This window comes from Pseudoxanthomonas sp. PXM04 (assembly GCF_014851695.1).
GTDB lineage: Bacteria > Pseudomonadota > Gammaproteobacteria > Xanthomonadales > Xanthomonadaceae > Pseudoxanthomonas_A > Pseudoxanthomonas_A beigongshangi.
This window is the reverse complement of the sequence record NZ_JACVAG010000001.1, coordinates 215544-238989: the sequence shown is the minus strand read 5'-3', so window position 1 is coordinate 238989 and position 23446 is coordinate 215544. Positions and strand designations below refer to the sequence as shown.

Sequence of the window (23446 nt, the reverse complement as noted above, 5' to 3'; positions counted from 1 at the left end):
AGGGAGCTGAACAGGGCGCGCCGAAAATGCGACGGACGACACCCGGATCTTCAACTAGATGAACGACATGCGTGCGGAAGTTGCCGCCATTTGTGCAATCTGAAACAGCAACGTTATTATCGCGTCCAGCAACCGTTGCGCAGGCGATCAGTACATGAAGAAGAAGGTAACTCGGCGGCCGTTGCGCCCGTTCCGTATTGGGCTGCTCGGACTGCTGATACCTCTGACGCTGGCTTCCACGGCCCAGACGCCGCCCGTCGGCGCCGCCCGCACCGTCTCGCCGGCCCCGACCGCCACGACTTCCGTTCCCGCCGCTCAAGCCGCCACGGTTGCCGCCGCGACCGCACCCGCGCTCGCGCCTGGCTTCGACGTCGCCCGTTTCGAAGCCATGGCGCAACAGCTGACCCTGGGCGAACGCGTTCCCGGCCTGGCGCTGGCGATCGTCCACAACGGCCGCGTGTTGACGGCGAAGGGCTATGGCGTCACCGACGTCAGCGCGCCGCAGACGATCGACGGACACACCGTGTTCCGGCTGGCGTCACTCTCCAAGGCGTTCGCCGGTACCCTCGCCGGTTTGCTGGTCAACGACGGATCGCTGCGCTGGGACAGCCGGGTGGCCGACTACGTGCCCAACTTCCGCCTCAGTGATCCGATGGCGACCCGCCAGGTGACCGTGGCGGATCTGCTGAGCCACCGGGTCGGCCTGCAGGCGCACAACGCCTTCGATCGCGACATCGAGGGCAATGCCGACTATTACGCGGTGACCCAGAAGTTGGCCTACGCGCCGATGAGCTGCGTGCCCGGCCAGTGCTACGCCTACCAGAACGTCGCCTTCAGCGTGTTCGGCGACGTGGTGTTCGCCGCCACCGGCGGTTTCTACGAACAGGCGGTCGACAAGCGCATCTTCAAGCCGCTGGGCATGAACGACGCCAGCCTGGGACTGGAGGGCATCGAGAACAGCGCGCGCTGGGCGCGTCCGCACGTGCGCAGCCGTAATGGCTGGGTCGCCCTGACGCCCAAGCCGACCTACTACCGCCTGGCCCCGGCCGCCGGCGTCAACGCCAGCATCAGCGACATGGCGCAGTGGCTGGTCGCGCAGACCGGGCATCGCCAGGACGTGCTGCCGGCGCCGCTGCTGGCCACGCTGCATGCCTCGCTGGTGTCCACGCCGGGCGAGATGCGGGCCGGCTGGCGCCGCGATCGCATCTATTCCGCCGGCTATGCGCTGGGCTGGCGCGTCTTCGACTACGCCAGCCACCCGGTGGTCTTCCACGCCGGCGCCGTGCAGGGCTATCGCGGCATGGTCGCGCTGGTGCCCGAGCGCGACCTGGGCATCGCCATCCTCTGGAACAGCGACAGCTCGGTACCGTCCGGCCTGCTGCCGACGATCCTGGACCGCGCGATGGGCCTGCCGCCGCAGCAGTGGCTGGACACGCCGATGGATACCAGCGATCTGCTGATGGCCGATTCGCCGCAGCCGGACAACAAGAGCGGCGCCGCCGCCAGCCAGGCAACCGCCTCACCGCGTTGACGTCCACTACCCGCGATGTTCCGCACGCGCCCCGCTATCCGCGGGGCGCGCCGGTTTTGGACCGCGGATTCGATCAGCGCGCGGGCGCCTGCTCCAGCACGGTCTTGAGCTGGCCCAGGCCACGCTCGTAGTCGGCGCCGATCATGCGATCGAACAGCAGGCCGAACCAGCGCGATATCGGGTTGTAGCCGTGTTCGGTATCGAAGGCCCAGGTCAGCCGGGTCGCGTTGCCGCCCTCGGCCACCAGCGTGTAGGTGGCGACGGAGGGATGGCCGCCGAAATCCAGGGCGACGATCACCTGCTCCGGCGCGCGGCTGCCGGTGATCCGCTGGCTGCCGGTTCCGACCGCCTGGTTGCCGGACCAGCGCATGCTGGCGCCCACGCCTTCGGCGGGGCCTTCGTAGGTGTACTTGGCCTGCGGATCGGCGGCGAACCAGGGCGACCACTCGTTGAAGCGGCGGAACGAATTGAGGGTGGCGAACACTTCCGCCGGCGGCCGCTGGATGGTGATGGAACGTTCGACGTGGGTGCGCGCCGGCAGCAACAGGCTTCCGGCCACCAGCACCACGCCCAGCACGACCAGGATGCCCAGGGCCCATTTCAGCAACTTCATGTCATTCCTCCGCTTCGACGGCCGCCAGCTTAATCCCGCGCAAAAAAAAACTCTCCCCCTGCTGGGCACAGGGAGAGAGTCTGATGGATACGGCTAATCGGGGTTTGGCTTAGATCAGCGGAGCCGGGGTGGCCGGCAGCGCGACCGGAGCCGCTTTCTTCTTGGACTTGCGGGCAGGCTTCTTGGCGGCCTTCTTCGCAGCCTTCTTGGCCGGCTTCTTGGCAGCCTTCTTGGCGGCCTTCTTCACGGTCTTCTTGGCAGCCTTCTTGGTGGCCTTCTTCGCAGCCTTCTTCGCGGGCTTGCGGGCGACCTTCTTGGCAGCCTTCTTGGCAGCCTTCTTGGTGGCCTTCTTCGCAGTCTTCTTCGCAGCCTTCTTGGCCGGCTTCTTGGCAACCTTCTTGGCAGCCTTCTTCACGGTCTTCTTGGCGGCCTTCTTGGTGACCTTCTTGGCAGCCTTCTTGGCGGCCTTCTTCACGGTCTTCTTGGCGGCTGCCTTCTTGGTCGCCTTCTTGGCGGCCTTCTTGGCAGGTTTCTTCTTAGCAGCTTTCTTCATTGCCATGTGATGGCTCCTCGTCAGTGAACTTGGATTGGGTACATCGGGGTACGACACCTCTGCCCGAAGGCAGGCCCAGTTGCGGAATTGGCCGCGGGAGTCGGACCCGCAGGCAACCGTCGACGCGCCAGGCGCGTTGAACCGGATTCTTTTGTCGGGACCCTTCTGACGTGGTCCCCTACAAATACGAAAACACCCGGGTCGCCGGGCGACACGGGTGCGGAATGGATGGTGCTGGTCATTTTTTCGGGGGAAGCGAGCCCTGCGTCCGCCGCTGCCTGGGCTGGGACGATTGGCCTTGTTGTCACTCGCGCTGTCGTATTGATCCGACTCACTCGCTTCCGCAGCACTCTCTGCTGCGCGAAACCTAATCACGGTTTTTGGACGTGTCAACACCTCGGCGAAATTTTTTTGGGGCCGCCGCCGCCGCCTGCCCGCCGGGATGGCGGCGAACGAGGATGGGAAATCGCGGTAACGGATCCCGCCAGCAACGTCGGCGCTGAAGCGGCAAGAAAAAAAAAGCGCAAAAACGAGCGCTTTTTTGACATGCATTCGCCTGATGCGGAATCCGGATCGTGATTCGCGCTCCCCGCGACAGCATCGCGGAGCTGCCGTCGGAGGGCTAAACGGCACCTAAAAATTTTTCCGCTGGGCGGTCCGGTTTGGGGCGGCGCACAAGCCCGATTGCGCGGATCTGCGCAAAAAAAATCCGCTTTCGCGACCGTCTTCGCGGTCGTCCGACGACGCTTCGACGACGTCGGATGGATGGCCGACGATGCATGCCGGCATCCGTCTGGCGGCATCGCCGGTCGTGTCCGGCACCGTCGTCGGCACCGTTCGCGTCGACGATCGGATCGCCCGCGGCGAGGCATGGAAGAAAACCATCGACGGAATTCCGTCACCCGGCTCCGGACGCCGCGCTCCCGATTCACCTGCATCGCGCCTCCCGTCCGTCACGACGTTGCCGGACGGGGAGGCAAAAAAAAACCGGCCGCGCGAGGCGGCCGGTCCAGGCTGGGTGAAGATGCCGGACTCAGTGGTCCTCGTCTTCCAGCAGCTCGGCGTAGTCGTCGGGGGACAGCAGCTCGTTGAGCTGCTCCGGCTCCTCGGCTTCCACCACGAAGATCCAGCCTTCGCCATAGGCATCCTCGTTGATGGTTTCGGGCTTGTCGGCCAGCGCCGCGTTGACCTCGATCACCTTGCCGGTTACCGGGCTGTACACGTCGGACGCCGCCTTCACCGACTCGACAACGGCGCTGGCGTTGCCTGCCTCGACGCGGTCGCCGACGTTCGGCAGCTCGACATAGACGAGGTCGCCGAGCAGGCCCTGCGCGTGATCGGAAATGCCGACGGTGACGCGGCGATCGCCTTCAGCGCGGGCCCACTCGTGGGACTTCAGGAATTTGAGATCGCCGGGAATCTCGCTCATGTTGGCTACTCCGGATTTGTAACGGGTGGGCGGGAAAGAGGACGCTAGTTTAGCTGCTTATGCCGGGCATGAAAGTGGCCCGGCCGAAGCCGGGCCACCCTCGTGTCATTCGCCCAGCACGCCGGGCTGGGCCTGGCCGTCGCGGACGAACGGGAACTTCACCACCCGCACCGGCACTTCCTTGCCGCGGATGTCCACGCGGACCACACCGGGCTCGCCGGCCGGCACGCGCGCGAAGGCGATGGCCTTGCCCAGGGTGGGCGAGAACGTGCCCGACAGGATCTCGCCATCGCCGTTGGCGGTCAGGACCTTCTGGCCGTGCCGCAGCACGCCCTTCTCGTCCATCACCAGGCCGATCATCTGGCGCGGCGCGCCATCCGCCTTCTGCTGCTCCAGCACCGGGCGGCCGATGAAGTCGCGGCCCGCGTCCAGGGCGACGGTCCAGGCCAGCGCGGCCTCGTAGGGAGAGACCGATTCATCCATGTCCTGGCCATACAGGTTCATGCCCGCTTCCAGGCGCAGGGTGTCGCGGGCGCCGAGGCCGGCAGGCTTCACCCCCGCTTCCAGCAGCGCGTTCCAGAACCCGACCGCGTCCTGTTCCGGCAGGACGATCTCGTAACCGTCCTCACCGGTGTAGCCGGTGCGGGCGACGAACAGCGGCACGCCGGCCATGCTCTGCGCCTGCACCGCGGCGAACCGCGACAGCTTGTCGGCGGCGGCGCGATCGGATTCGCGCAGCAGGCCGATGACCTTCGCGCGGGCGGTCGGGCCCTGCACGGCGATCATCGCGAACTCGGGACGCTCCCTCACTTCGACGTCGAACGCGGCGGCCTGGGACTGGATCCACGCCAGGTCCTTGTCGCGGGTGGCGGCGTTGACGACCAGGCGAAAGAACGCGTCGTCCATGAAATAGATGATGAGATCATCGATCACCCCGCCGTTGGCATCCAGCATGCAGGTATAGAGCGCCTTGCCCGGCACCTTCAGCTTGTCGACCGAGTTGGCGACCAGATGGCGGAGGAATTCACGGGTGCGCTGACCATGCAGGTCCACCACGGTCATGTGGCTGACGTCGAACATGCCGGCGTCGCGACGCACCTGGTGGTGCTCCTCGATCTGGGAGCCGTAGTGGATCGGCATGTCCCAGCCGCCGAAATCGACCATCTTGGCGCCGAGCGCGCGATGGGTGTCGTTGAGGATGGTCTTCTTGGTCATGGCCGCTCCCGGGCAAAGAACGCCATTATCCCAGATGGGGAGCGCCCATGCCCCCGACGCCGCCGCATGGTGCGGCGAAGGCCTGAAACGGTGCGAGGGAAGACATCCGGGGAATGGGTTTCCGGACGGGCGGATAGCCGAGATTCGGCGCGCCGGCCGGGCACACGGCCCGGCCGGTGGCGCACGGGTCAGTGCGCCTGCACCTTCAGGACCATGCCGTCCACGGCGATCACGCGGACGCGCGCGCCGACCGGCAAGTCCGGACCGCTGACCGACCAGAAGGCATCGTCCACCTTGACCCGTCCCAGGCCGCCGGCGATGGCCTGGTCCAGTTCCAGCACACGCCCGATCAGCTGTTCGGCACGCCGGTTCAGCAGCGGCTGATCGCTGCGGCGGCCACGCCCGCGGAACCATTTCAGGTAGATCCCGACCGAGATGACCGCGAACACCGAGAACAGGATCGCCTGCCACAGCCAGCCCAGTTCCGGCAGCAGCAGGACCACCACCGCCATCGCCGTGGCGGCGAAACCGAACCAGAGCATGAAAGCTCCCGGCGCCATCGTCTCGGCCGCGAACAGCAGCAGCGCGGCGCCGGCCCAGATCGCGAACTTGAGGCTCATCTCAGCCTCCGATACGCGGCGGCCGTGAGGCGATCGACGCCTGCTGCTGGCTCAACGCGTCCTTGGCCAGTTCGGCGATGCCGGCGATGGAACCGATCACGCCGCTGGCCTCCATCGGCATCAACACGAATTTCTGGTTGGGCGCCGTCGCCAGTTCCTTGAAGGCCTCCACGTACTTTTGCGCGATGAAGTAGTTGATGGCCTGCACGTCGCCCTTGGCGATCGCCTCGGACACCAGCGAGGTCGCCTTGGCTTCCGCCTCGGCCAGGCGCTCGCGTGCCTCCGCTTCGCGGTAGGCGGCCTCGCGCTTGCCCTCGGCCTCCAGGATCGCCGACTGCTTCTCGCCCTCGGCGCGCAGGATCTCCGACTGGCGCGAACCTTCCGCTTCCAGGATCGAAGCGCGCTTGTCGCGTTCGGCCTTCATCTGCCGCGCCATCGAATCGACCAGATCGCGCGGCGGCTGGATGTCCTTGATCTCGATGCGGTTGACCTTCACGCCCCAGGGGCTGGTGGCGTGATCGACCACGCCCAGCAGCTTGGCGTTGATGGTTTCGCGCTGGCTGAGCGACTCGTCCAGGTCCATGGAACCGATGACGGTACGGATGTTGGTCTGCACCAGCGCGATCATCGCCTGGTCCAGATTGGCCACTTCATAGGCCGCCTTGGCCGCATCCAGCACCTGGAAGAACACCACCCCGTCCACCTTCACCACGGCATTGTCCTTGGTGATCACGTCCTGGGAAGGCACCTCGAAGACCTGCTCCATCATGTTGACCTTGCGTCCCACGCCCTGCATGTAGGGAATCAGGAAGTGCAGCCCGGGGGACATCGTATGGGTGTACTTGCCGAAGTGCTCGACGGTGAACTCGTACCCCTGCGGCACCACCCGCACGCCCTTGAGGAAGGTGACGACGATGAAGATGGCGATTGCGATGACCACGAACGTGGTCAGACCCGAAGAAAACATCATTACCCCCTTCTGTCCTTAGTTATAGGGGAGTATAGACGGCCCCGGGGTACCGCCGGTCCGGGATCTGGCAAATGTGATTCCGGCTGCGACCCTTTTGCCACCCCCGGCATCTGGATGAATGCATGCCACCCGTATCCAGTTTTGCCATCGACGTGCCCGACACCCTCCTGGCCCGCGCCCGCGCGGGGCGGCAGGACGCCTTCGAGCAGTTGTACCGCTGGTTCGAGCGGCCCGTATTCACCTTGGCGCTGCGCATCTGTGGCGATCGAGAGGAAGCCTCCGACGTGTTGCAGGACACCATGCTGAAACTCTTCCACCACCTTGACGACTTCCGCGGCGGCAGCCCGTTCTGGGGTTGGCTGCGCCAGATCGCGGTCAACGAGGCGCTGATGAAACTGCGCCGCAACCGCCGCTTCGACATGGAGATCGCCATGGACGAGGAGGACTTGCCGGAAGACGGCGGCCGCCTGCCGCCCGCCGCCGCCGATGCCGCCTTGCTGCAGCGGGCGCTCGGCGCGCTGCCGGCCGCGACCCGCAGCGTGCTGTGGCTGTACCACGCCGAAGGCTATACGCACGAGGAAATCGCCCGGCTGATGCAACGCACCCCCAGCTTTTCCAAATCGCAGCTCTCGCGCGGCACCCGCCGCCTGCGGGCGCTGCTGCAGATCGAGGAACCCGCCCATGCCTGACGCACGCCAACCGGGGAGCCCGGCTCCCGAGGACTGGGGCCAGGCCTTCGCCGCCTTGCCGCTGGAAACCCCGCCCGCCGGCGGCTGGAGCCGGGTCGCCACGGCCCTGCCGGCACGCCGTTCGCGTGCGCGTGTCTGGATTCCGGCCGCGGCCGCCGCCTGCCTGGCGCTCGCGGTGGCGGTGCCGTGGCGCGACACCTCGCCCGACCCGTCGTCGGCGACGACGGTTGCGCGCACGCCCGCTGGCACGTCACCGGCGGGAGCTCCCGCGACGCCGGTCGTGTCTCCCGCGCCATCGCCCGTTCCGACGACGGCCATCGCTTCGAACGGAGAGGATGCACCGCCCCCCGCGCCGCTCGCGGACACTGTCCCGCGCGACACGACGCTGGCGACGACAGATTCGCAGCACGGTTCGGTACCGCCCAAAGCGACCGAGCGCCGACGCGCTTCCAGCGCGCGCGCACGCGACGGGCAAACCGCCGACAGCGCGCTGGCCAACGCAGGCAATCGGGCGCCCGCGCCCAAGGCCGGGGACACGGCGACGAGTGGTTCACCCGCCGCACTGGAAACGCTGTACGCCGAATCCGCGCGCCTGGAAGCACTGCTCTCGCAGATCCGCGACGACCGCGTCGCCAGCGGCCCCGCCATGGCATTGAGCGCGGCCCTGAACGAGCGCATGGCCGGTATCGACGTCGCCCTGTCGCAGCCCGAACTGTCCGCCGATACCCGCGTCGACCTGTGGCGCGAGCGGGTCGCCGTCCTGCAACGGCTGACGGGCGTGGAAGGCACCCAGCGCTGGATGGCGGCCAATGGGTACCGTGCCGATGGCACGGTCGCCCAGGTCTATTGAGGAACACGAGGAACAACCCGAGGTGATCATGAAATCCAAGATCCGAAACATGAGCGCCGCCGCGCTCGCCATCGCCATCGGCATGGCCTTCGCCACCCAGGCCCAGGACAGCGCCCGGACCGCGCGGGCGCAGGCGGGCGACGTGCAATCCGCCGCCGCGCGCGAAGCGCAGCGCAAGGAACTGGAATCGGCGCGCGAGGATCTACAACGTGCGGCGCGGCGTCTGGCCGAACTCTCGCGCAGCGAAGAGATGGCGGCGATGCGCCAGCGCATCGAGCGCCGGCCGATGCTGGGCGTGCTGCTGGCGCCGGACGCCAGGACCGGCGTCCGCGTCACCGGCGTCACCCCGGACAGCGGCGCGGCGCGGGTCGGCCTGCGCTCCGGCGATCAGCTGCTGAAGATCAACGGCAAGGCGATCGCGGGTGGCACGCCGGAACAGCGCCTGGAAAACGCACGCGCTGCGCTGTCGAGCCTGAAGGTGGACGTGCCGGTGAAGATCTCGTTCCAGCGCGACGGCGGTGCCCATGACGTGCAGGTCACACCCCAGGCCGGCCGGCCGGTGCTGGTCTTCACCGACGACGGTTCCACCGGCGAACGCGGGACACGCATCGTCCTGTCACCGGAAGACGAGGGCTTCGCGACCATCGACAACTTCGACTTCGGCACCTTCGACTTCAACCCGGCCGAGCTGGCGATCACGCCGGATATCCAGCGTGAACTGATGCGGGTGCGGGAACTCACCGACTGCACCGACGGCAAGGACTGCCTGATGCCGCGGCTGGCCGAAGCCTATCGCTGGAACGGACTGAACCTGTCGTCGGTGGATCCGCAACTGGGTCGCTACTTCGGCACCGATAGCGGTGTGCTGGTGTTGTCGACCGGACCGGAACTGGAAGGCCTGCAGGCGGGCGACGTGATCCGCCGCATCGAAGGCCGGGACGTGGCGACGCCGCGCGAGGTGATGGAAGCCCTGCGCGGAAAACCGGCCGACAGCGCCGTCAAGGTGGAATACCTGCGCGATCGCCGGACCGCGACCAGTTCGATCCGGATTCCGCGCGCCACGCCGCTGCGGATTCCCGTTCCCCCCACGCCGCCCGCTCCGCCGGCGGCGCCGCCGACGCCCCCTTCACCCGTGCCTCCCGCTGCACCAACACCCCCCGCCGCGGCTGCGGTGCCCACCCCGCCGGCACCGCCCGCGCCTGCGGCCGTGATCACGAACCGCCGTCAGCAGGTGGTCATGGTCGATCGCGACGGCCGGATCCACGAATACAGCGGCGACGCCAGAGCGCCCTTTCCGCAGCCTCCCACGCCACCAACGGCGCCGCGGGCGCCTGCGATGCCCAAGGCACCGCCTGCGCCGCCGCCCCCGTCACCGGGCGTGCCGGTCTGAGTATTCCGACAAGAACATTCGTGTGAATCCCCTGCCCCGGAGCTCTCCGGGGCATTTTTTTTCAGCGCCGCAGCAGGCTCACGCCGCTTCGTCGGCAGGCCGGGCAACGGCGGGCTCGCGGGCCGTGCCGACCCAAAAGGCGATCGACGCCAACATCAAAGCGCCGACCACGAACGGCACCGCCGGTGCGATGCCGTACAGCAGCGTCCCCGCCAGCGGTCCCAGCACCATCCCGATGCCCTGCGCGGCGGATACGGTGCCGGCGACGGTTCCCTGTTCGTGCGCGGCCACCGCGTTGGCGGCCATCGCCGAGAATGCCGGGAACACCAGCCCCATTCCCAGCGCCATCACGAAGTAGCTGGCGATCAGTTGCCAGGGCGCCGCGGTGAAGCCCGCGACCAGGAATCCCAGCATCGCCACGACCGCGCCACGCCGGATCAACACATGCGGCGGCCATTGCAGGCGGCGCACGCCGACCTGCGCGGCAATCAGCGCCACTCCGACCGCCGTCAGCGCATAGCCGGCCACGCGTCCGGCGTGCTCGCGCGACAACCCCCAGCGATCCATCGCATAGAACCCCACGCAGATCTGGGCGATGGCGACGCTGCCCATCGCCACCAGCGCGACGACCACCGGCATCCGCAGGCGCGGGTCCCCCATCCGCACCGGCGTCGCGTCACGCGGCGCCAGCGGCGCGTCGCCTCCGGGCAGTCCGTATATCGCGACGATCAGGGCGACCACCGCGAGCCCCGCCATCGCATACAGCGGCAACACCAGTCCCCCGCCCACCAGCCAGCCGGCCAGCGATGGGCCGAGCACCAGTCCGATGGCACTGGAGGCGCCCAGCGTCGCCATCGCGGCCGCACGCCGCTCGACCGGCGTGCGGTCGGCGATCATCGCGTTGGCCGCCGCGGGTATCGCCGCGTAGAACGCGCCGATCGCGCCGCGCCCCGCCAGCAGCAGCAGGAAACCCGCCAGTGTTCCCGGCAGCGTCAGCAGGGCCCAATGGATCCCGGCCGCCAGCGCCAGATAGGCCGCCGCGAAACCGGCGATGCCGGTGGCAATCACCCGCTTGCGTCCCCAGCGATCGCTCAGCCTTCCCCATGGCCGCGCCAGCAGGAACCACAGCACGCCAGCCACGGTCACCGACGCCCCGGCCTGCCATTCGTTCAGCGCCAATGTCCGCGCCAGCGGTGCCAGCAGGGCGATGAACGCGTTCATCGCCATCATGCACGCCGCGTTGGCCAGAATCAGCGGCAGCAGTTTCAGCGGCGGCGCCGACGGCGCGGACATCGAAGACTTACCTGGCGACGGTGCGGCCAGCCGGCGCCGGTTCCACCCACGCCGCGAACACCTTGTCGATTTCCGCATCGCTTACCGCCTTGCCTTCCTGTGCTTCGCCGGCCTGGGTGAACAGCGGGATGATCATCGCCATGCCGTCGATCTTGGTCTTGAGGTGGACACCGGTATCACGCTCGAGGAAGCGCTCCCAGCGCGTGCGCACGCGGGCCCAGTAGTCAGACGTGCCCTTCCAGTACTCGTACGCCGGCTTGAAGTCGATGTCCTTGGTCTTGATGTAATCGTTGAAGCCGAACTCGCGCGCCAGTTGCACTTCGCTGCCATCGGGCTTGCGCAGCACCTTGGTGTTGAACTGCTCATGGGTCCAGCCACCCGGGGTCAGGGTATGGCGATTGATCACCGACATCGCGTTGTAGTCGCTGCGACGGGTGTATTCGCGACGCGGCAACGGACGCCAGGACAGGTCGCTGGTCCAGGTCGGATGGCCTTCGCGGTAGTCCCAGCGACCGGTGCCGCAATAGCGCGGCGCATCACTGACCTCGTAGACGCACTGGGTCCAGGCGCCACGGGTCACCTCGGCAGGAATGGCCTGGCGGGTCCAGGTCTGATCCGCACTGAATTCGAAGCGCTGCGGGGCCTCATAGATCCAGTCCTGCCGCCAGTGCTTGGTGACGTGGCCGCTCTTGGCATCCACCAGGATGTGCTGCAGGACGATCCGGCGCGGGGTGTCCTCGACCACGATGACGGTCTCGTCGCCACCGCTGCGCATGGCCGCCTGGCGCTCGTAGCCGGGCTGCAGCAACACGGTTTCGTCGAAGGCAAAATCGACCGTGTACTCGCCCTGCATGGCCAGGATCGACTGGCGGTCACGGGCGGGATCGGCATTCTGCGCGGCGGCATCGCCGGCACCGGCCAGCAGCATCGTCAGGAGGATAAGAGGCAGGAATTTCATGCGTGGGTTCTCTCGTTTGGCTTCCAGGAAATCACGGCATCCGGGTAGCTACCGTGTGGCATGTCGCGGATTCGCGACGGTGCGGACGAGAGACAGCAGCACTCGTCCGACAGGGTTTCATCATCGATGCCCTCGTTGCGGGCAATCGCGCGCGCGGTGGCGGCGCCGAGCGGGGACAGCCGCGCCAGGCTGGCGGCCAGCACCGGACGTCCGCCTTCGCCCGGCAGTTCATGCAGGCGCAGGATCGCCGCTCGCCATTGCTCGCCGCGCAGGCGGCCGGCCAGGCGGCGCCACAAGCGCTCGCCGACACCGGCCGCGGATTCCGCGCCGGCCTCTTCCGGCCAACGCGACAACAGGCGATCCCAGGCCAGGAAGTCGCTGTCGGGCAGCAGGAACAGGCGCCAGCAGCAACGGCCGCCGGCGTCGAGGAACTGCAGCGATTCGCGCAGGCAATCGCTGTCCAGGCCGGCGCGGACCCGAACACTGGCGGCCTGCTGCCAGCCGGCCAGTTCGCCGCCATGTTCGGAGCGGTACAGACACAGCACCGTGCCCAGCGTGGCGAGCTGATGCGGTTGCGGCAGGCGCGCGGCCTCCCGCCAATCGCCCGGCATCCGGACTTCCGGCGGAAGCGCGCGCGCCACCATGGCTACCAGCTCACCGCGACGCTGGCCGACAGCGTGCGGCCGGGCGCGGTGTACCGATCCAGGGTATTGCTGGTAGCGGCCACCAGGGCGAGATCCCCGGCATCGAAGTAACGCCGGTCGGCCAGGTTGAACACGCCCAGGTTGAACTTCGCGCCGGGGGCGAATTCCCAATGCGCGTAAAGATCCAGGACGCCGTAACCACCCGGGCGATAGAGGTTGCTGGCGGACGCATGGGTCTTGCGTCCGACGAAACGGCCCGCCAGTTCCACGCCCCACTGCGACTGGTCATAGGCCAGGCCCAGCGCCGCGGTCAGCGGATCCACGCTGTCGAGCCAGGTGTCGTCGGTCTTGTCCTTGCCACGCGACCACGCCGCCGAACCACGCATCGACCAGCCGTCCCAGCTCGGCGACAGCGCGCCGAAGTCGATGCCCGCTTTCACCTCGGCGCCGTAGATCTCGGCCTCGGCGATGTTCTGCGACTGGAACACCATCAGCCCTTCGGCATTGAAGCCGATGTTGCGGCTGGACTCGATGAAGTCGTCGTACTGGTTGTAGTAACCGGACAGGCTGGCGTAGACGGCATCACCGGAGAAGCGCAGGCCCAGTTCCAGACCGTCACTGGTTTCCGGCTTGAGATTGGGGTTGGCGATGGCGGTATAGCCGAACTGGACGTTGGTGAAGCCGATGTTGACGTCGTTGTACGGCGGCGAACGGAAGCCGCGCGCATAGCCGCCGAACAGTGACCATTCATCGTTGAAGTGCCAGACCAGGCCGAACTTGGGCGAAATACTGGTCTCGTTGAGGCTGACCGCGCGAACGCCGGGATTGTCCTCGGCGAAGATGTTGTCCATCTTCGGCTTGAGCCGGTAGTGGTCCACGCGCAGGCCGGGAATCAGCCGCAGGCGGCCATCGACCATCGCGATTTCGTCCTGCACGTACAAGGCGCCGACCGTGGTTTCGCTGTTGGGAAAGTCGCGCACGGGGAAGCTGTCGGGCGCCATCACCGGCGTGGTCACGCCGGTGAGCGGGAAGGTGCGCACGCCGTCGCGCTTCTGGCGGGTGCGGGTCCAGGCCAGGTCCACGCCGTAGCTCAGATCGTGCTGCGCGGCACCGGTTTCGAAATGCTTGCGGAAATTCGCCTGCAGACCGTAGGTGCGCTGATCGAAATTGAACACGCGATCGCGGATGTCCTGCAGGATCGGCGGTGACAGCGTGCGCTCCTCGTGGGTGTACTGCGTGGTTTCACTGTCCTGACGGTAGATCTGCCAGTCCAGGCTGTCGGCAAAGCCGGCATCGAGTCCATCCCATTCATGCGCCAGCGACAGGCGCGCGCGGGTCTGGCGATCGCGGGCCGTGACCGCCGTGTTGGTGGCACGGGTCGCCGACTGGAAGCCCAGCGCATTGAGCAGGTTGGTATCGGCATTGTCCTCGGTGCCTTCCACCGTCAGGCGGAAGTGCTGCTGCTCGTTCGGTGCGAACACCAGCCGGGTCAGCAGGCTGCGGCCATCGCGTTCCTGCGGGTTGGGTTGCGTGCGACTGCTGCCTTCGCCACCGACGCGTCCCATGTTCTCGGTTTCCTTGCCCTGGCGATGGCCGACCACGGCCAGGCCGCTCCAGCGCTCGCCGCCGAAAGCGGCGGTGGCGCTGCCGAACAGTCCCTTCCAGTCGCCCTCGTAGCCGAGCTTCAAGCCGAAGTAGGCGTCCTTGCCGTCCCCCAGGTAGTCGGAGGGATCCTTGGTGATGAACGACACCACGCCACCAAGCGCGTCGGATCCGTACAGGGAACTCGAAGGCCCGCGCACGATCTCGACCTGCTTGATCGTGTCCAGGTCGACCAGGTTGCGGCCGGCGTTGGAGAAGCTGCCGATCGAGAATGCATCGGCGACGGCGATGCCGTCGGTCTGGATGCGCACGCGGTTGCCGTCCAGGCCGCGGATGCGGAATCCGCCCATGCCGAACCGGCCGAAACTCGAGGTAACGCTGACACCCGGCTCGTAACGCACCAGATCCTTGATGTCGCGTACCAGGTGATCGTCCATCTGTTCGCGGTCGATCACGCTGACGGTGTTGGGCACGTCGGCGATCTCGCGTTCGCTGCGGGTCGCGGTGACCTGGACGCGTTCGAACTCGCGGGTGGGCGCTGTGCCGGCGGATGCGGCGTCGGCAGGCGTCTCAGCCTGGGCCATGCTTGCGCAGGCCAGCCACAATGCGGAGGTAAGCAGGGTTGGGCGAATCATCGGGGTACGGCAGTCCTTGATCGGTTTCCCGGCGCGCAACGCGTGCGCACCGTGGGTGGCGGGAAACCTGGAAGGCTGGCGGGCCGGTCGAACCGATGGCTGGCGCCCAGGCGGAGAGAGAAGGTCACCACCGCGGCGGCGCGCCCCGCCGGGGAGAGAGAGCGTTGGGGCGCGGCCGCGGCGGCGGTGTTTACTTGGTGAGGATCAGCTTGTCGTTGCTGGTGTGGCGCAGGCGATAGATCTTGTCGCCGTGGCGGATCAGCACTTCGCGCTGGCCCTTGAGCAGCACGTGGCTGTCCAGTACGTCCTCGGCGAGGGCGGCCGGCCGGGCAGGCAGACGGTCGCGCAGCGACAGGGGTTCGACGTTCGGCAATGAGGTGACGTTCGAGATCATGGTGGTGGGCTCCGGGTCGGGCCACTCAAATGATAATGATTCTCATTGGCTAGTCAAATCTTTTTTTCAATTCCCGGCTGGCGTTTCCGCCCTTGCCGTCAATGGCCGGAATTCAGGGGTATTCGCGACGCACGAAGTCCCACAGACCCAGCGCCACGGCGGCTACGCCGCCCAGCAGGCCGGTCACGGCGACCTGTCCCATCAGTTCGCCCTGCCCCGCGAACACCTGCATCGGCAAGGTCCACGGATACCACGGTCCGAAGCGGGCCGACTGGCCGATCAGGAATCCGGCCACGGTGGCGGTCATGCCGGTCGCGACCGCCACGGTGAAGCTGGTCCAGCGCAGGGCGATCCACAGGTGCAGGCCGATGATGCAGGCGGACGCGGCCAGGACGACCGCCGCGCGCAGACCGAGGAAGGCCCAGGGCACCGGGCCGCCGATGCCGAGCGGATTGTGCAGTTGCACCAGCAGCCATCCCCCCAGCGGAATCAGCGCGGCCAGCACCAGCGTCGCCAGCGCCACCATTCCGATCAGGATGATCAGCTTGCCCAGGTAGTGGGCGCTGCGCGGAACCGGCAACGCGAACAGGTGCTTCCACTGGCGTTCGCCGTGTTCGAGGCCGGCGAGCAACGCCGATTGCAGGGTCACGTACAGCGGCAACATCAGGAACGCCCACAGCAGCATCACGCCCTGGATGAAGCGCTCCCACGCCAGCAGCGGCGTCGCCAGCGGTTGCCCGCCCTTGCTTAGCAGCAATTGCAGCACCGACAGCGCCACCACCAGCCCCGGCGCGATGAAGCAAAGGCGCAGTGCCAACGTGCCCTTCAGTTTCAACGATTCGGCGGACAGCGCGCGCAGGCTTGCGGGAATGATCGCGCTCATGCCGCCTGCTCCTGCGCGGGATCGCCGGTGAGGGTGAAGAACAGTGATTCCAGCGACACCGCCTCGCGCGCCAGATGGGAAACACCGATTCGGCGGCCGACCAACAGGCGATTGATGTCCTGTTCGCTGCGCAGATGCAGGTGGACCTTCAGTCCTTCCGCATCGAGATCGCTGATCCGCTCGCCTGCCTGGCGCAGGGTCTCGGCGGCCTGCGCGGGATCGTCGCAGCGGATCTGCAGGCGTGGGCGCGCGCGTGACCGCAGTTCCTCCAGCCGTCCTTCGAAACGGAGCTGCCCCGCCTGCAGCACGCCGACATGGCTGGCAATCAACTCGATCTCGCCAAGCAGGTGGCTGGAGACGAACACGGTAATGCCCTGCTGCGCAAGCTCCCGCAGCAACCGGCGCATGTCGAGGATGCCGGCGGGATCCAGGCCGTTGCTGGGCTCGTCGAGGATCAGCAGGCCGGGCGAAGGCAGCAGGCTGAGGGCCAGCGCCAGGCGCTGGCGCATGCCCAGCGAATACGCGCGCACGCGCCGATCGCCGGCGTCGCGCAATCCGGTCAGATCCAGTACTTCGTCGATGCGCTTGCGCGGCAGATCGAGCAGGCGGCGGGTGACCTCCAGGTTCTGCCGACCGCTGAGGTGGGGATACAACGAAGGGGATTCCACCAACGCACCCACCCGCGACAGTACCCGCCGGTCATCGCGCACGAGCGGCTGGCCGAACAGTTCCACCCGTCCGCGATCCGGATGCAGCAGGCCCAGCAACAAGCGCACCGTGGTCGTCTTGCCGGCGCCGTTCGGCCCCAGGAAGCCGTACACGGTGCCCGCCGGCACATGCAGGTTGAGCGACTGCACGCCGAAGCCGCCGGGAAAGCGGCGCTGCAGATCGAAGGTCCGGATTGCGTAGGTCATGGCCGCTCCTGCGGATAGGGCCGCAGTATCGGCATCGTCACCTCGCGGACTCCCCTGCCGGGAGTCACGCCGTGTCGTTGGTCATGTGTTGTGGTGGTTTTGGGTGAATGGCTTTCGGTGGCTGATCGGAGCGTCGAGATCATCGGCTTCGGCTTGCCCCCACCCCAGCCCTCCCCCCGGGAACGGAGGAGGGGGTACATGGTGCCGTGTGAACGTTGGAGTCACGCGGCGGGATTGGTCATGTGTTGTGGTGGTTTTGGGTGGGGGCGTTTGATGGCTGATTGGAGCGTCGGGATCAGTGGCTCCGGCTTGCCCCCACCCCGACCCTCCCCCGTGAACGGGGGAGGGGGGTGATGTCACTTCATTTGTTGTCAGCTGGCGGCGGCGCCCAGTCGTTCCCAGACGGTTTCGTCGTAACGCTGCGCCAGATCGATGGCGGTCAGATTCTGTTGCAGTTGCCCGACCCTGCTGGCGCCGGTGATGACGGTGGACACATGCGGATTGCGCAGGCACCACGCGATCGCCAATGGCGCCGGGGCTTCGCCGAGTTCGGCCGCCAGCGCGGTGAAGCGGCGCGCGCGCTCCAGCTTGCGGTCACCGGCGGTGCCGATCACCATCCGCTGCAACTCCTCGTTGCCGGCGTGGCCCAGGCGGGTATCGTCCGGAATGCCGTCGTTGTATTTGCCGGTCAGCAGGCCGGAGCCCAACGGCGACCAGGTGGTGGTGCCGAGGCCGAGTTCGGCATACAGCGGCGCGTATTCGAGTTCGACCCGCTGGCGGCGCAGCAGGTTGTACTGCGGCTGCTCCATGGTCGGGCCGTGCAGGTGATGCTGGCGCGCGACGCGGGCGGCCTCGCGGATCTGCGTCGCCGGCCACTCCGAGGTGCCCCAATACAGCACCTTGCCCTGCCGGACCAGCGCGTCCATCGCCCAGACCGTTTCCTCGATCGGCGTTTCCGGATCGGGACGATGGCAGAAGAACAGATCCAGATAATCGACCTGCAGACGCGCCAACGCCGCGTGGCAGGCGTCGGTGACGTGCTTGCGCGAGAGCCCGCGCTGGGTCGGGCGGGGCGTTTCGGCCGAACCGAAGAAGACCTTGCTGGAGACGCAATAGCCGTCGCGTGGCAGGCCGAGGTCGCGCAACGCCTGGCCCATCACCGTTTCCGACGCGCCCTGGGCATAGCTTTCGGCGTTGTCGAAGAAATTGACGCCATGGTCCCACGCGCAGGCCAGCAGATCGCGCGCGGCTTCGCGCCCGACGCGATCGCCGAACGTCACCCAGCTGCCGAAGGAGAGTGCCGACAACTGCAATCCGGAGCTTCCCAGGCGGCGGTACTGCATGGACGGCAACCTCGCACGGACGGGTAAATGAGAACAGTTTACGCCCGCGCCCGCGGGCCTCCGCTAGAATGCGCGCACTTACCTCCGGGGAGTAGCCCGTCCGCCACGCGCGGATACCCTGCATCAACACACTTGGCGGCACGCCATGGTGCGGGGGACGAAGCAAAGGCTTCGTCGGGCAAGACCGAAGGCAAGCGCGACGCGACCCGGGCCGGGCTGCGTGCGTTTGCCTTCGCGTCCATGCGAAGCCCGGCCCCGGAGTTCCTGATGTTGCTGTCGTTCCAGGCCCTGCTGGTCTCCACCGGCACGGTCGCGCTCGCCGAGATCGGCGACAAGACCCAACTGCTCGCCCTGTTGCTGGCCGCGCGCTACCGCAAGCCCTGGCCGATCGCCTGGGGCATTCTCGCCGCAACCCTGGTCAACCACGCCATCTCCGCCTGGCTGGGAGCCGAACTGACCCGCTGGCTGTCGCCGGACGTGCTGCGCTGGGGCGTGGCCGCGAGCTTCCTGGCGGTCGCGCTGTGGACGCTCAAGCCGGACAAGCTGGACGAGGACGAAGAGAAACTGCCGGCCTACGGCGCCTTCGTGGCGACCACGGTCGCGTTCTTCCTGGCCGAAATCGGCGACAAGACCCAGGTGGCGACAGTGCTGCTGGGCACCCGCTACGACCCGCTGTGGCAGGTCATCGCCGGCACCACCCTGGGCATGCTGGTGGCCAACCTGCCGGTGGTGTGGCTGGGCCACCGGTTCGCCGACCGGCTGCCGCTGAAGCTGGCGCGCACGGTCGCGGCGCTGGTGTTCCTGGGCCTGGCCGCGTGGGTGGCCTGCTTCGGGGTCGGCTGAGCCCCGCTGGAGCGCGATTCAGGCAGGCCGGCTCGCCCGGCCTGCTAGACTGCCCGCCTTTGAACGACGCGTAGTGGTCTGGGGGATTGCATGGTGGAAGCTCTGGGGCGGATCGGCTTCGGCCTGTTCGGCCTGGTGGTACTGATCGGTATCGCCTGGCTGTTCTCGAACAATCGCCGCGCCGTCGACTGGCGGCTGGTGGTCACCGGCATCCTGCTCCAGATTGGCTTCGCCGCCATCGTCCTGCTGGTGCCCGGCGGCCGCGACGTGTTCGACTGGCTCGGCCAGGGCTTCGTGAAGGTGCTGAGCTTCGTCAACGAGGGCTCCAACTTCATCTTCGGCGGCCTGATGGACACCTCCAAGGTGGGCTTCATCTTTGCCTTCCAGGTCCTGCCCACCATCATCTTCTTCTCCGCGCTGATGGGCGTGCTGTATCACCTGGGCGTGATGCAGGCGGTGGTGCGGGCAATGGCCTGGGCCATCACCAAGGTGATGAACGTGTCCGGCGCCGAAACCACCAGCGTGTGCGCCAGCGTGTTCATCGGCCAGACCGAGGCGCCGCTGACCGTGCGCCCGTACATCCCGCGGATGACCGAGTCCGAACTGATCACCATGATGATCGGCGGCATGGCCCACATCGCCGGCGGCGTGCTGGCGGCCTACGTGGGCATGCTCGGCGGCAGCGATCCGGTGCAGCAGGCGTTCTACGCCAAGCACCTGCTGGCGGCCTCGATCATGGCCGCGCCCGCCACCCTGGTCGTGGCCAAGCTGCTGATTCCGGAAACCGGCACGCCGCTGACCCGCGGCACGGTGAAGATGGAAGTGGAGAAGACCACCAGCAACGTCATCGATGCGGCCGCGGCCGGTGCCGGCGACGGCCTGCGCCTGGCGCTGAACATCGGCGCGATGCTGCTGGCCTTCATCGCCCTGATCGCGCTGCTCAACGCCCCGCTGACCTGGCTGGGCGAAATCAGCGGCCTGCAGGCGATGCTGGGCAAGCCGACCAGCCTGTCCACCCTGCTGGGTTACCTGCTGGCGCCGATCGCCTGGGTGATCGGTACGCCGTGGGCGGACGCGACCACCGTGGGTTCGCTGATTGGCCAGAAGGTCGTGATCAACGAATTCGTCGCCTACACCGAACTGGCCAAGGTCGTGAACGGCCAGGTGCCGGGCATGATGCTGAGCGACGAAGGCCGCCTGATCGCGACCTATGCGCTGTGCGGCTTCGCCAACTTCAGCTCGATCGCGATCCAGATCGGCGGCATCGGCGGCCTCGCGCCGGAGCGCCGCGCCGACCTGGCCCGCTTCGGCCTGCGCGCCGTGCTGGGCGGTTCCATCGCCACCTTCATGACCGCGACGATTGCCGGCGTGCTGACCCACTTCGGCTGATCGCCGCCTTCCGCTACCACGCCGCCGGAGACGATGTGCTCCAGCGGGCAACCGCCCCGCCCGGAACAAGCTGACCACCTCCATGCCCAGCGTCACCCTCGTCGGTTCCTTCAATGTCGATCACGTCTGGCGCTGCGATCAGCTGCCGGCGCCCGGCGCCACCATCGCTGGCCGCTACGACACCGGCCCCGGCGGCAAGGGCTTCAACCAGGCCATCGCCTCGGTGCGCGCCGGCGCGGACACGCGTTTCGTCTGTGCGCTGGGCGATGACGCCGGCGGGCAACTGGCGCGCGGCCTGGCCGCGGACAACGGCGTGACGCTGATCGCGCAGGCATCGGCCGAACCGACCGGCACCGCCGGCATCTACGTCGATGCGATGGGGCGCAACACCATCGTGATTGGCGCCGGCGCCAACGCGGATCTGTCGGTCGATTTCGTCGAGACGCAACGCGACGCGATCACCGGCGCCGGCGCGCTGCTGGTGCAACTGGAATCACCGCTGGACAGCGTGCTGACCGCCCTGCGCGCTGCGCGCGGACACGGGGTGCCCACGCTGCTCAACCCCGCCCCGGCCAACTCCGCGACCACCGTCGAGCTGCTGTCGCTGGCCGACGTGCTGACACCCAACGAAACCGAGTTCGCCGCCCTGCTCGCCCGCCATGTCGGCGAACGGGTGGCGCCGGAGGATGTGGCCGCGCTGGACGGCCAGCGCCTGCACGCGCTGTGCCGTGAAGTGCTGCCGCGCGGGACGGTGGTCATCACCCTCGGCGCCACTGGCGTGTTCGTCTCGCACGCCGAGGAGCAGCAACGCGGCGATGCCAGGATGTTCTATCGGCACGCGGCCGAGTCGGTGACCGCGATCGACACCACCGGCGCGGGCGATGCCTTCAACGGTGCGCTGGCCGCGTCGCTGGTGCATGCGCCGGACGCCGCGTTCGCCGAGCACGTGCGCTTCGCCAACCGTTATGCCGCGTTGTCGACCGAACGCGCGGGCGCGGCATTGGCGATGCCCACGCGGGCGGACGTGCAGGCGCGCTTCGGCGACTGATTCGTACGGCGGCGGCCACGGCTGTCACGCTTGCCCATTCCGGGTTTCGGCCAGCCAGCGCCAGAAGCGATCATCGGATTGGCGATCATGCAGGCTGGCGATCCGCCTGACGATGATCGATGCGGTCGCCGGGACGTCCAGATCCAGATCGCGTTCGACGTAGGCGCGGAACCGCAGCGGCGCCAGATAGTCTACCGCCAGGCCATAACCCATGGCATAGGCCTCGGCCGGCGCCATCGCGAAATAGTCCGGCGCCGACAGTTCCGGATAGCCCAGGGCCAGCAGGCGCAGCAGGTGCACCGGATCGTCGGCCAGTTCGCACAGCAGCGCCGGCCCTTCGGGCGCGCCGACATGGACCAGCCGCTGGTGGCCATGGTCGTCCAGCCACAGGCCGGCGCGGGAACCATCCAAGCCGGTATCGACGAACAGCACCAGGCGGTCGTTGACCCGCGGATGCTCGCTGCGCGTCCAGGCCCGGGTGTCGTCCCTCGCGGGTATCCTCAGCGTCACCCGCGAGGATCCCGGTTCCTGGCCGGGATACAGGCGCGCGACCTGCCCGCTTCTTCCGCCGCCGACAAAGCCATTCACGTCCAGCCAGTCCAGCGCCTGCCAAAGCAGGGGCGGTAGCGGATTGGCGACCGGAAAGGCCGCGGCGACACGCTCGGCGAAACCGCTCCCGCGCTTCATGCGGGACTCCCGAAGGCGGGCGCGGGATCGTTGAGGTGTCCGCCCGGGGTCTCGCCCAGTTGCTCGACCAAACCAGCCAACTGACCGACGAAGCCACCCTCCTCCTGCTCCAGGGCCAACCGGCGGGCCGCGGGAAGCATGGTCAGCGCGACCGCCCTGACCCGGCCGCGCGGCGAGGGGAACGCGGCGGGCACGGTCGCCGCGCGCACGCCAACCAGGACGGTCACCAACCCGCTGGCGGAACGCCAGGTATCGGGCAGGCCCGCCACCCTCATCTGCAGGCTGAAGGCGCCCTGCTCGCGCAGCAGCGACAGGAAACGACCGTGGGCCACCGCGTTCTGGCTGACCTGGTGGACCAGATCGAACAACCAGGAGGTCCCCGGATCGGCCAGCGCGCCACGCGCTTCGGCGTAGACCTCGATCCCCAGACCGGGCGTCGTCGTGCCCGCGCCGGCGGCGTCCAACGGATTGCCCGGATCGAAGGGGTCGAAAGGATCGGAAAGCCCATCGCTGAAAATCAGCGTGGTATCGGGACGCTGGATCACCCGCCAGGCCTGGCGCAGCGCCGGCCAGATCGGACCACGGGTGAAGACAGGGTGCCGGGGCGGCGGCAGTGGATACGGCCTGACGTTGCCCAGGCCGGTGAAGAAGGCCTGGCGCGCCCCCGCCATCGCGGTCAGCGCGGTTTCGTTGAGCCTGGGCTCCTGCGCGGTGGCGAATGGCGAGGCAGGGTTCTGGGGCGCCCTCGGGGCGGCCGGCGGAAGCGATCCGGCCCCATCGGACACCGTGTTCGGTTCTATGTTCCAGCTGTTCATGGGATGGCGAGGACTCCGGGCGATGCGCCGGGGATTCCCCTCCCGGCGCGCCTCCGGAAAAGACCATGCCGGCCGCCCCGGGGACCATCGGAAAGCTCCTAAAAAGCCAGGACGCCGCGCCATTCCGGAAGCCGGCCC

General features: G+C 67.8%; 25 protein-coding genes. 8 read left to right on the top strand and 17 right to left on the bottom strand.

The genetic code is table 11. From position 1 onward, the window contains the following. Positions 1-154 precede the first annotated feature (154 nt). Positions 155-1531 (top strand): serine hydrolase domain-containing protein, encoded by a 1377-nt coding sequence (locus IB228_RS01150; RefSeq protein WP_183644000.1) that lies wholly within the window; start codon positions 155-157, stop codon positions 1529-1531. 73 nt (positions 1532-1604) lie between these two features. Here IB228_RS01150 and IB228_RS01145 read toward each other — a convergent pair whose 3' ends face one another. Beyond that, entirely contained in the window at positions 1605-2144 is a 540-nt protein-coding gene (locus tag IB228_RS01145) for an SRPBCC family protein (RefSeq protein ID WP_183644003.1), read from the bottom strand. 109 nt (positions 2145-2253) lie between these two features. Further along, the gene (locus IB228_RS01140; protein WP_192197337.1) at positions 2254-2703 is read right to left on the bottom strand and encodes a hypothetical protein; all 450 of its coding nucleotides are present in this window, start codon (positions 2701-2703) and stop codon (positions 2254-2256) included. A gap of 222 nt (positions 2704-2925) precedes the next feature. Between IB228_RS01140 and IB228_RS01135 the strand changes: the two genes are divergently transcribed. After that, positions 2926-3276 carry a hypothetical protein gene (locus tag IB228_RS01135; protein WP_183644009.1) on the top strand — a complete coding sequence of 117 codons (351 nt, stop codon included), beginning with the start codon at positions 2926-2928 and terminating at the stop codon, positions 3274-3276. A 54-nt stretch (positions 3277-3330) separates the two neighbouring features. Here IB228_RS01135 and IB228_RS01130 read toward each other — a convergent pair whose 3' ends face one another. The 5 genes from IB228_RS01130 to IB228_RS01110 form a co-directional block, all read right to left on the bottom strand. Next, complete coding sequence (locus tag IB228_RS01130) at positions 3331-3582, bottom strand: hypothetical protein (RefSeq protein ID WP_183644012.1); 252 nt, start codon at positions 3580-3582, stop codon at positions 3331-3333. Positions 3583-3730: 148 nt separating this feature from the next. Beyond that, positions 3731-4126 carry a glycine cleavage system protein GcvH gene (gene gcvH / locus IB228_RS01125; RefSeq protein ID WP_141453884.1) on the bottom strand — a complete coding sequence of 132 codons (396 nt, stop codon included), beginning with the start codon at positions 4124-4126 and terminating at the stop codon, positions 3731-3733. A gap of 105 nt (positions 4127-4231) precedes the next feature. After that, entirely contained in the window at positions 4232-5341 is a 1110-nt protein-coding gene (gene gcvT / locus IB228_RS01120) for a glycine cleavage system aminomethyltransferase GcvT (protein WP_183644016.1), read from the bottom strand. Positions 5342-5529: 188 nt separating this feature from the next. Next, positions 5530-5961 (bottom strand): NfeD family protein, encoded by a 432-nt coding sequence (locus tag IB228_RS01115; RefSeq protein WP_183644019.1) that lies wholly within the window; start codon positions 5959-5961, stop codon positions 5530-5532. A 1-nt stretch (position 5962) separates the two neighbouring features. Next, complete coding sequence (locus IB228_RS01110) at positions 5963-6928, bottom strand: SPFH domain-containing protein (protein ID WP_183644837.1); 966 nt, start codon at positions 6926-6928, stop codon at positions 5963-5965. 125 nt (positions 6929-7053) lie between these two features. Here IB228_RS01110 and IB228_RS01105 point away from each other — a divergent pair, with 125 nt between their 5' ends. The 3 genes from IB228_RS01105 to IB228_RS01095 are packed head-to-tail and all read left to right on the top strand — an operon-like array spanning position 7054 to position 9860. Further along, entirely contained in the window at positions 7054-7620 is a 567-nt protein-coding gene (locus tag IB228_RS01105) for a sigma-70 family RNA polymerase sigma factor (RefSeq protein WP_183644022.1), read from the top strand. Continuing rightward, the gene (locus IB228_RS01100) at positions 7613-8470 is read left to right on the top strand and encodes a hypothetical protein (protein WP_183644025.1); all 858 of its coding nucleotides are present in this window, start codon (positions 7613-7615) and stop codon (positions 8468-8470) included. The genes IB228_RS01105 and IB228_RS01100 overlap by 8 nt, the downstream gene beginning before the upstream one ends. 28 nt (positions 8471-8498) lie before the next feature. After that, on the top strand, positions 8499-9860 hold the full coding sequence (locus tag IB228_RS01095) for a PDZ domain-containing protein (protein ID WP_183644028.1): 1362 nt from the start codon (positions 8499-8501) through the stop codon (positions 9858-9860). 78 nt (positions 9861-9938) lie between these two features. On the opposite strand, the gene IB228_RS01090 is transcribed toward IB228_RS01095, so the two are convergent. From IB228_RS01090 to IB228_RS01055, 8 genes are all read right to left on the bottom strand, one after another. Next, entirely contained in the window at positions 9939-11153 is a 1215-nt protein-coding gene (locus tag IB228_RS01090; RefSeq protein WP_183644031.1) for an MFS transporter, read from the bottom strand. Between the two features lie 7 nt (positions 11154-11160). After that, positions 11161-12081, bottom strand: coding sequence for a DUF6607 family protein (locus IB228_RS01085; RefSeq protein ID WP_183644840.1), 921 nt, complete (start codon positions 12079-12081; stop codon positions 11161-11163). Positions 12082-12107: 26 nt separating this feature from the next. Further along, positions 12108-12722 (bottom strand): Hemin transport protein, encoded by a 615-nt coding sequence (locus IB228_RS01080; RefSeq protein WP_183644034.1) that lies wholly within the window; start codon positions 12720-12722, stop codon positions 12108-12110. A gap of 35 nt (positions 12723-12757) precedes the next feature. Beyond that, positions 12758-14941, bottom strand: a complete 2184-nt coding sequence (locus IB228_RS01075; protein ID WP_225562243.1) for a TonB-dependent hemoglobin/transferrin/lactoferrin family receptor — start codon at positions 14939-14941, stop codon at positions 12758-12760. A 241-nt stretch (positions 14942-15182) separates the two neighbouring features. Continuing rightward, positions 15183-15386, bottom strand: coding sequence for a hemin uptake protein HemP (locus tag IB228_RS01070; protein ID WP_183644039.1), 204 nt, complete (start codon positions 15384-15386; stop codon positions 15183-15185). Between the two features lie 112 nt (positions 15387-15498). Then, positions 15499-16269, bottom strand: a complete 771-nt coding sequence (locus tag IB228_RS01065) for an ABC transporter permease (protein ID WP_192197335.1) — start codon at positions 16267-16269, stop codon at positions 15499-15501. Then, positions 16266-17183, bottom strand: a complete 918-nt coding sequence (locus IB228_RS01060) for an ATP-binding cassette domain-containing protein (RefSeq protein WP_192197334.1) — start codon at positions 17181-17183, stop codon at positions 16266-16268. The genes IB228_RS01065 and IB228_RS01060 overlap by 4 nt, the downstream gene beginning before the upstream one ends. A 371-nt stretch (positions 17184-17554) precedes the next feature. Then, the gene (locus IB228_RS01055; protein WP_183644058.1) at positions 17555-18526 is read right to left on the bottom strand and encodes an aldo/keto reductase; all 972 of its coding nucleotides are present in this window, start codon (positions 18524-18526) and stop codon (positions 17555-17557) included. Between the two features lie 267 nt (positions 18527-18793). Here IB228_RS01055 and IB228_RS01050 point away from each other — a divergent pair, with 267 nt between their 5' ends. From IB228_RS01050 to IB228_RS01040, 3 genes are all read left to right on the top strand, one after another. Further along, positions 18794-19369, top strand: coding sequence for a TMEM165/GDT1 family protein (locus IB228_RS01050; protein WP_183644061.1), 576 nt, complete (start codon positions 18794-18796; stop codon positions 19367-19369). A 90-nt stretch (positions 19370-19459) separates the two neighbouring features. After that, positions 19460-20758: a nucleoside transporter C-terminal domain-containing protein gene (locus IB228_RS01045; protein WP_183644064.1), complete on the top strand. Its 1299-nt coding sequence runs from the start codon at positions 19460-19462 to the stop codon at positions 20756-20758. Positions 20759-20840: 82 nt separating this feature from the next. Beyond that, positions 20841-21806, top strand: a complete 966-nt coding sequence (locus IB228_RS01040) for a ribokinase (RefSeq protein WP_192197333.1) — start codon at positions 20841-20843, stop codon at positions 21804-21806. 24 nt (positions 21807-21830) lie between these two features. On the opposite strand, the gene IB228_RS01035 is transcribed toward IB228_RS01040, so the two are convergent. After that, positions 21831-22493, bottom strand: a complete 663-nt coding sequence (locus IB228_RS01035) for a hypothetical protein (protein ID WP_192197332.1) — start codon at positions 22491-22493, stop codon at positions 21831-21833. Continuing rightward, positions 22490-23308, bottom strand: a complete 819-nt coding sequence (locus tag IB228_RS01030) for a hypothetical protein (protein WP_192197331.1) — start codon at positions 23306-23308, stop codon at positions 22490-22492. The genes IB228_RS01035 and IB228_RS01030 overlap by 4 nt, the downstream gene beginning before the upstream one ends. Between the last annotated feature and the right edge of the window lie 138 nt (positions 23309-23446).

Excerpts from the sequence above, each read along its gene's own strand:
- IB228_RS01150 (WP_183644000.1), top strand. The coding sequence starts at position 155 with ATGAAGAAGAAGGTAACTCGGCGGCCGTTGCGCCCGTTCCGTATTGGG.
- IB228_RS01145 (WP_183644003.1), bottom strand. The coding sequence starts at position 2,144 with ATGAAGTTGCTGAAATGGGCCCTGGGCATCCTGGTCGTGCTGGGCGTG.
- IB228_RS01140 (WP_192197337.1), bottom strand. The coding sequence starts at position 2,703 with ATGGCAATGAAGAAAGCTGCTAAGAAGAAACCTGCCAAGAAGGCCGCC.
- IB228_RS01135 (WP_183644009.1), top strand. The coding sequence starts at position 2,926 with ATGGTGCTGGTCATTTTTTCGGGGGAAGCGAGCCCTGCGTCCGCCGCT.
- IB228_RS01130 (WP_183644012.1), bottom strand. The coding sequence starts at position 3,582 with ATGGTTTTCTTCCATGCCTCGCCGCGGGCGATCCGATCGTCGACGCGA.
- gcvH (WP_141453884.1), bottom strand. The coding sequence starts at position 4,126 with ATGAGCGAGATTCCCGGCGATCTCAAATTCCTGAAGTCCCACGAGTGG.
- gcvT (WP_183644016.1), bottom strand. The coding sequence starts at position 5,341 with ATGACCAAGAAGACCATCCTCAACGACACCCATCGCGCGCTCGGCGCC.
- IB228_RS01115 (WP_183644019.1), bottom strand. The coding sequence starts at position 5,961 with ATGAGCCTCAAGTTCGCGATCTGGGCCGGCGCCGCGCTGCTGCTGTTC.
- IB228_RS01110 (WP_183644837.1), bottom strand. The coding sequence starts at position 6,928 with ATGTTTTCTTCGGGTCTGACCACGTTCGTGGTCATCGCAATCGCCATC.
- IB228_RS01105 (WP_183644022.1), top strand. The coding sequence starts at position 7,054 with ATGCCACCCGTATCCAGTTTTGCCATCGACGTGCCCGACACCCTCCTG.
- IB228_RS01100 (WP_183644025.1), top strand. The coding sequence starts at position 7,613 with ATGCCTGACGCACGCCAACCGGGGAGCCCGGCTCCCGAGGACTGGGGC.
- IB228_RS01095 (WP_183644028.1), top strand. The coding sequence starts at position 8,499 with ATGAAATCCAAGATCCGAAACATGAGCGCCGCCGCGCTCGCCATCGCC.
- IB228_RS01090 (WP_183644031.1), bottom strand. The coding sequence starts at position 11,153 with ATGTCCGCGCCGTCGGCGCCGCCGCTGAAACTGCTGCCGCTGATTCTG.
- IB228_RS01085 (WP_183644840.1), bottom strand. The coding sequence starts at position 12,081 with ATGCTGCTGGCCGGTGCCGGCGATGCCGCCGCGCAGAATGCCGATCCC.
- IB228_RS01080 (WP_183644034.1), bottom strand. The coding sequence starts at position 12,722 with ATGCCGGGCGATTGGCGGGAGGCCGCGCGCCTGCCGCAACCGCATCAG.
- IB228_RS01075 (WP_225562243.1), bottom strand. The coding sequence starts at position 14,941 with ATGGCCCAGGCTGAGACGCCTGCCGACGCCGCATCCGCCGGCACAGCG.
- IB228_RS01070 (WP_183644039.1), bottom strand. The coding sequence starts at position 15,386 with ATGATCTCGAACGTCACCTCATTGCCGAACGTCGAACCCCTGTCGCTG.
- IB228_RS01065 (WP_192197335.1), bottom strand. The coding sequence starts at position 16,269 with ATGAGCGCGATCATTCCCGCAAGCCTGCGCGCGCTGTCCGCCGAATCG.
- IB228_RS01060 (WP_192197334.1), bottom strand. The coding sequence starts at position 17,183 with ATGACCTACGCAATCCGGACCTTCGATCTGCAGCGCCGCTTTCCCGGC.
- IB228_RS01055 (WP_183644058.1), bottom strand. The coding sequence starts at position 18,526 with ATGCAGTACCGCCGCCTGGGAAGCTCCGGATTGCAGTTGTCGGCACTC.
- IB228_RS01050 (WP_183644061.1), top strand. The coding sequence starts at position 18,794 with ATGTTGCTGTCGTTCCAGGCCCTGCTGGTCTCCACCGGCACGGTCGCG.
- IB228_RS01045 (WP_183644064.1), top strand. The coding sequence starts at position 19,460 with ATGGTGGAAGCTCTGGGGCGGATCGGCTTCGGCCTGTTCGGCCTGGTG.
- IB228_RS01040 (WP_192197333.1), top strand. The coding sequence starts at position 20,841 with ATGCCCAGCGTCACCCTCGTCGGTTCCTTCAATGTCGATCACGTCTGG.
- IB228_RS01035 (WP_192197332.1), bottom strand. The coding sequence starts at position 22,493 with ATGAAGCGCGGGAGCGGTTTCGCCGAGCGTGTCGCCGCGGCCTTTCCG.
- IB228_RS01030 (WP_192197331.1), bottom strand. The coding sequence starts at position 23,308 with ATGAACAGCTGGAACATAGAACCGAACACGGTGTCCGATGGGGCCGGA.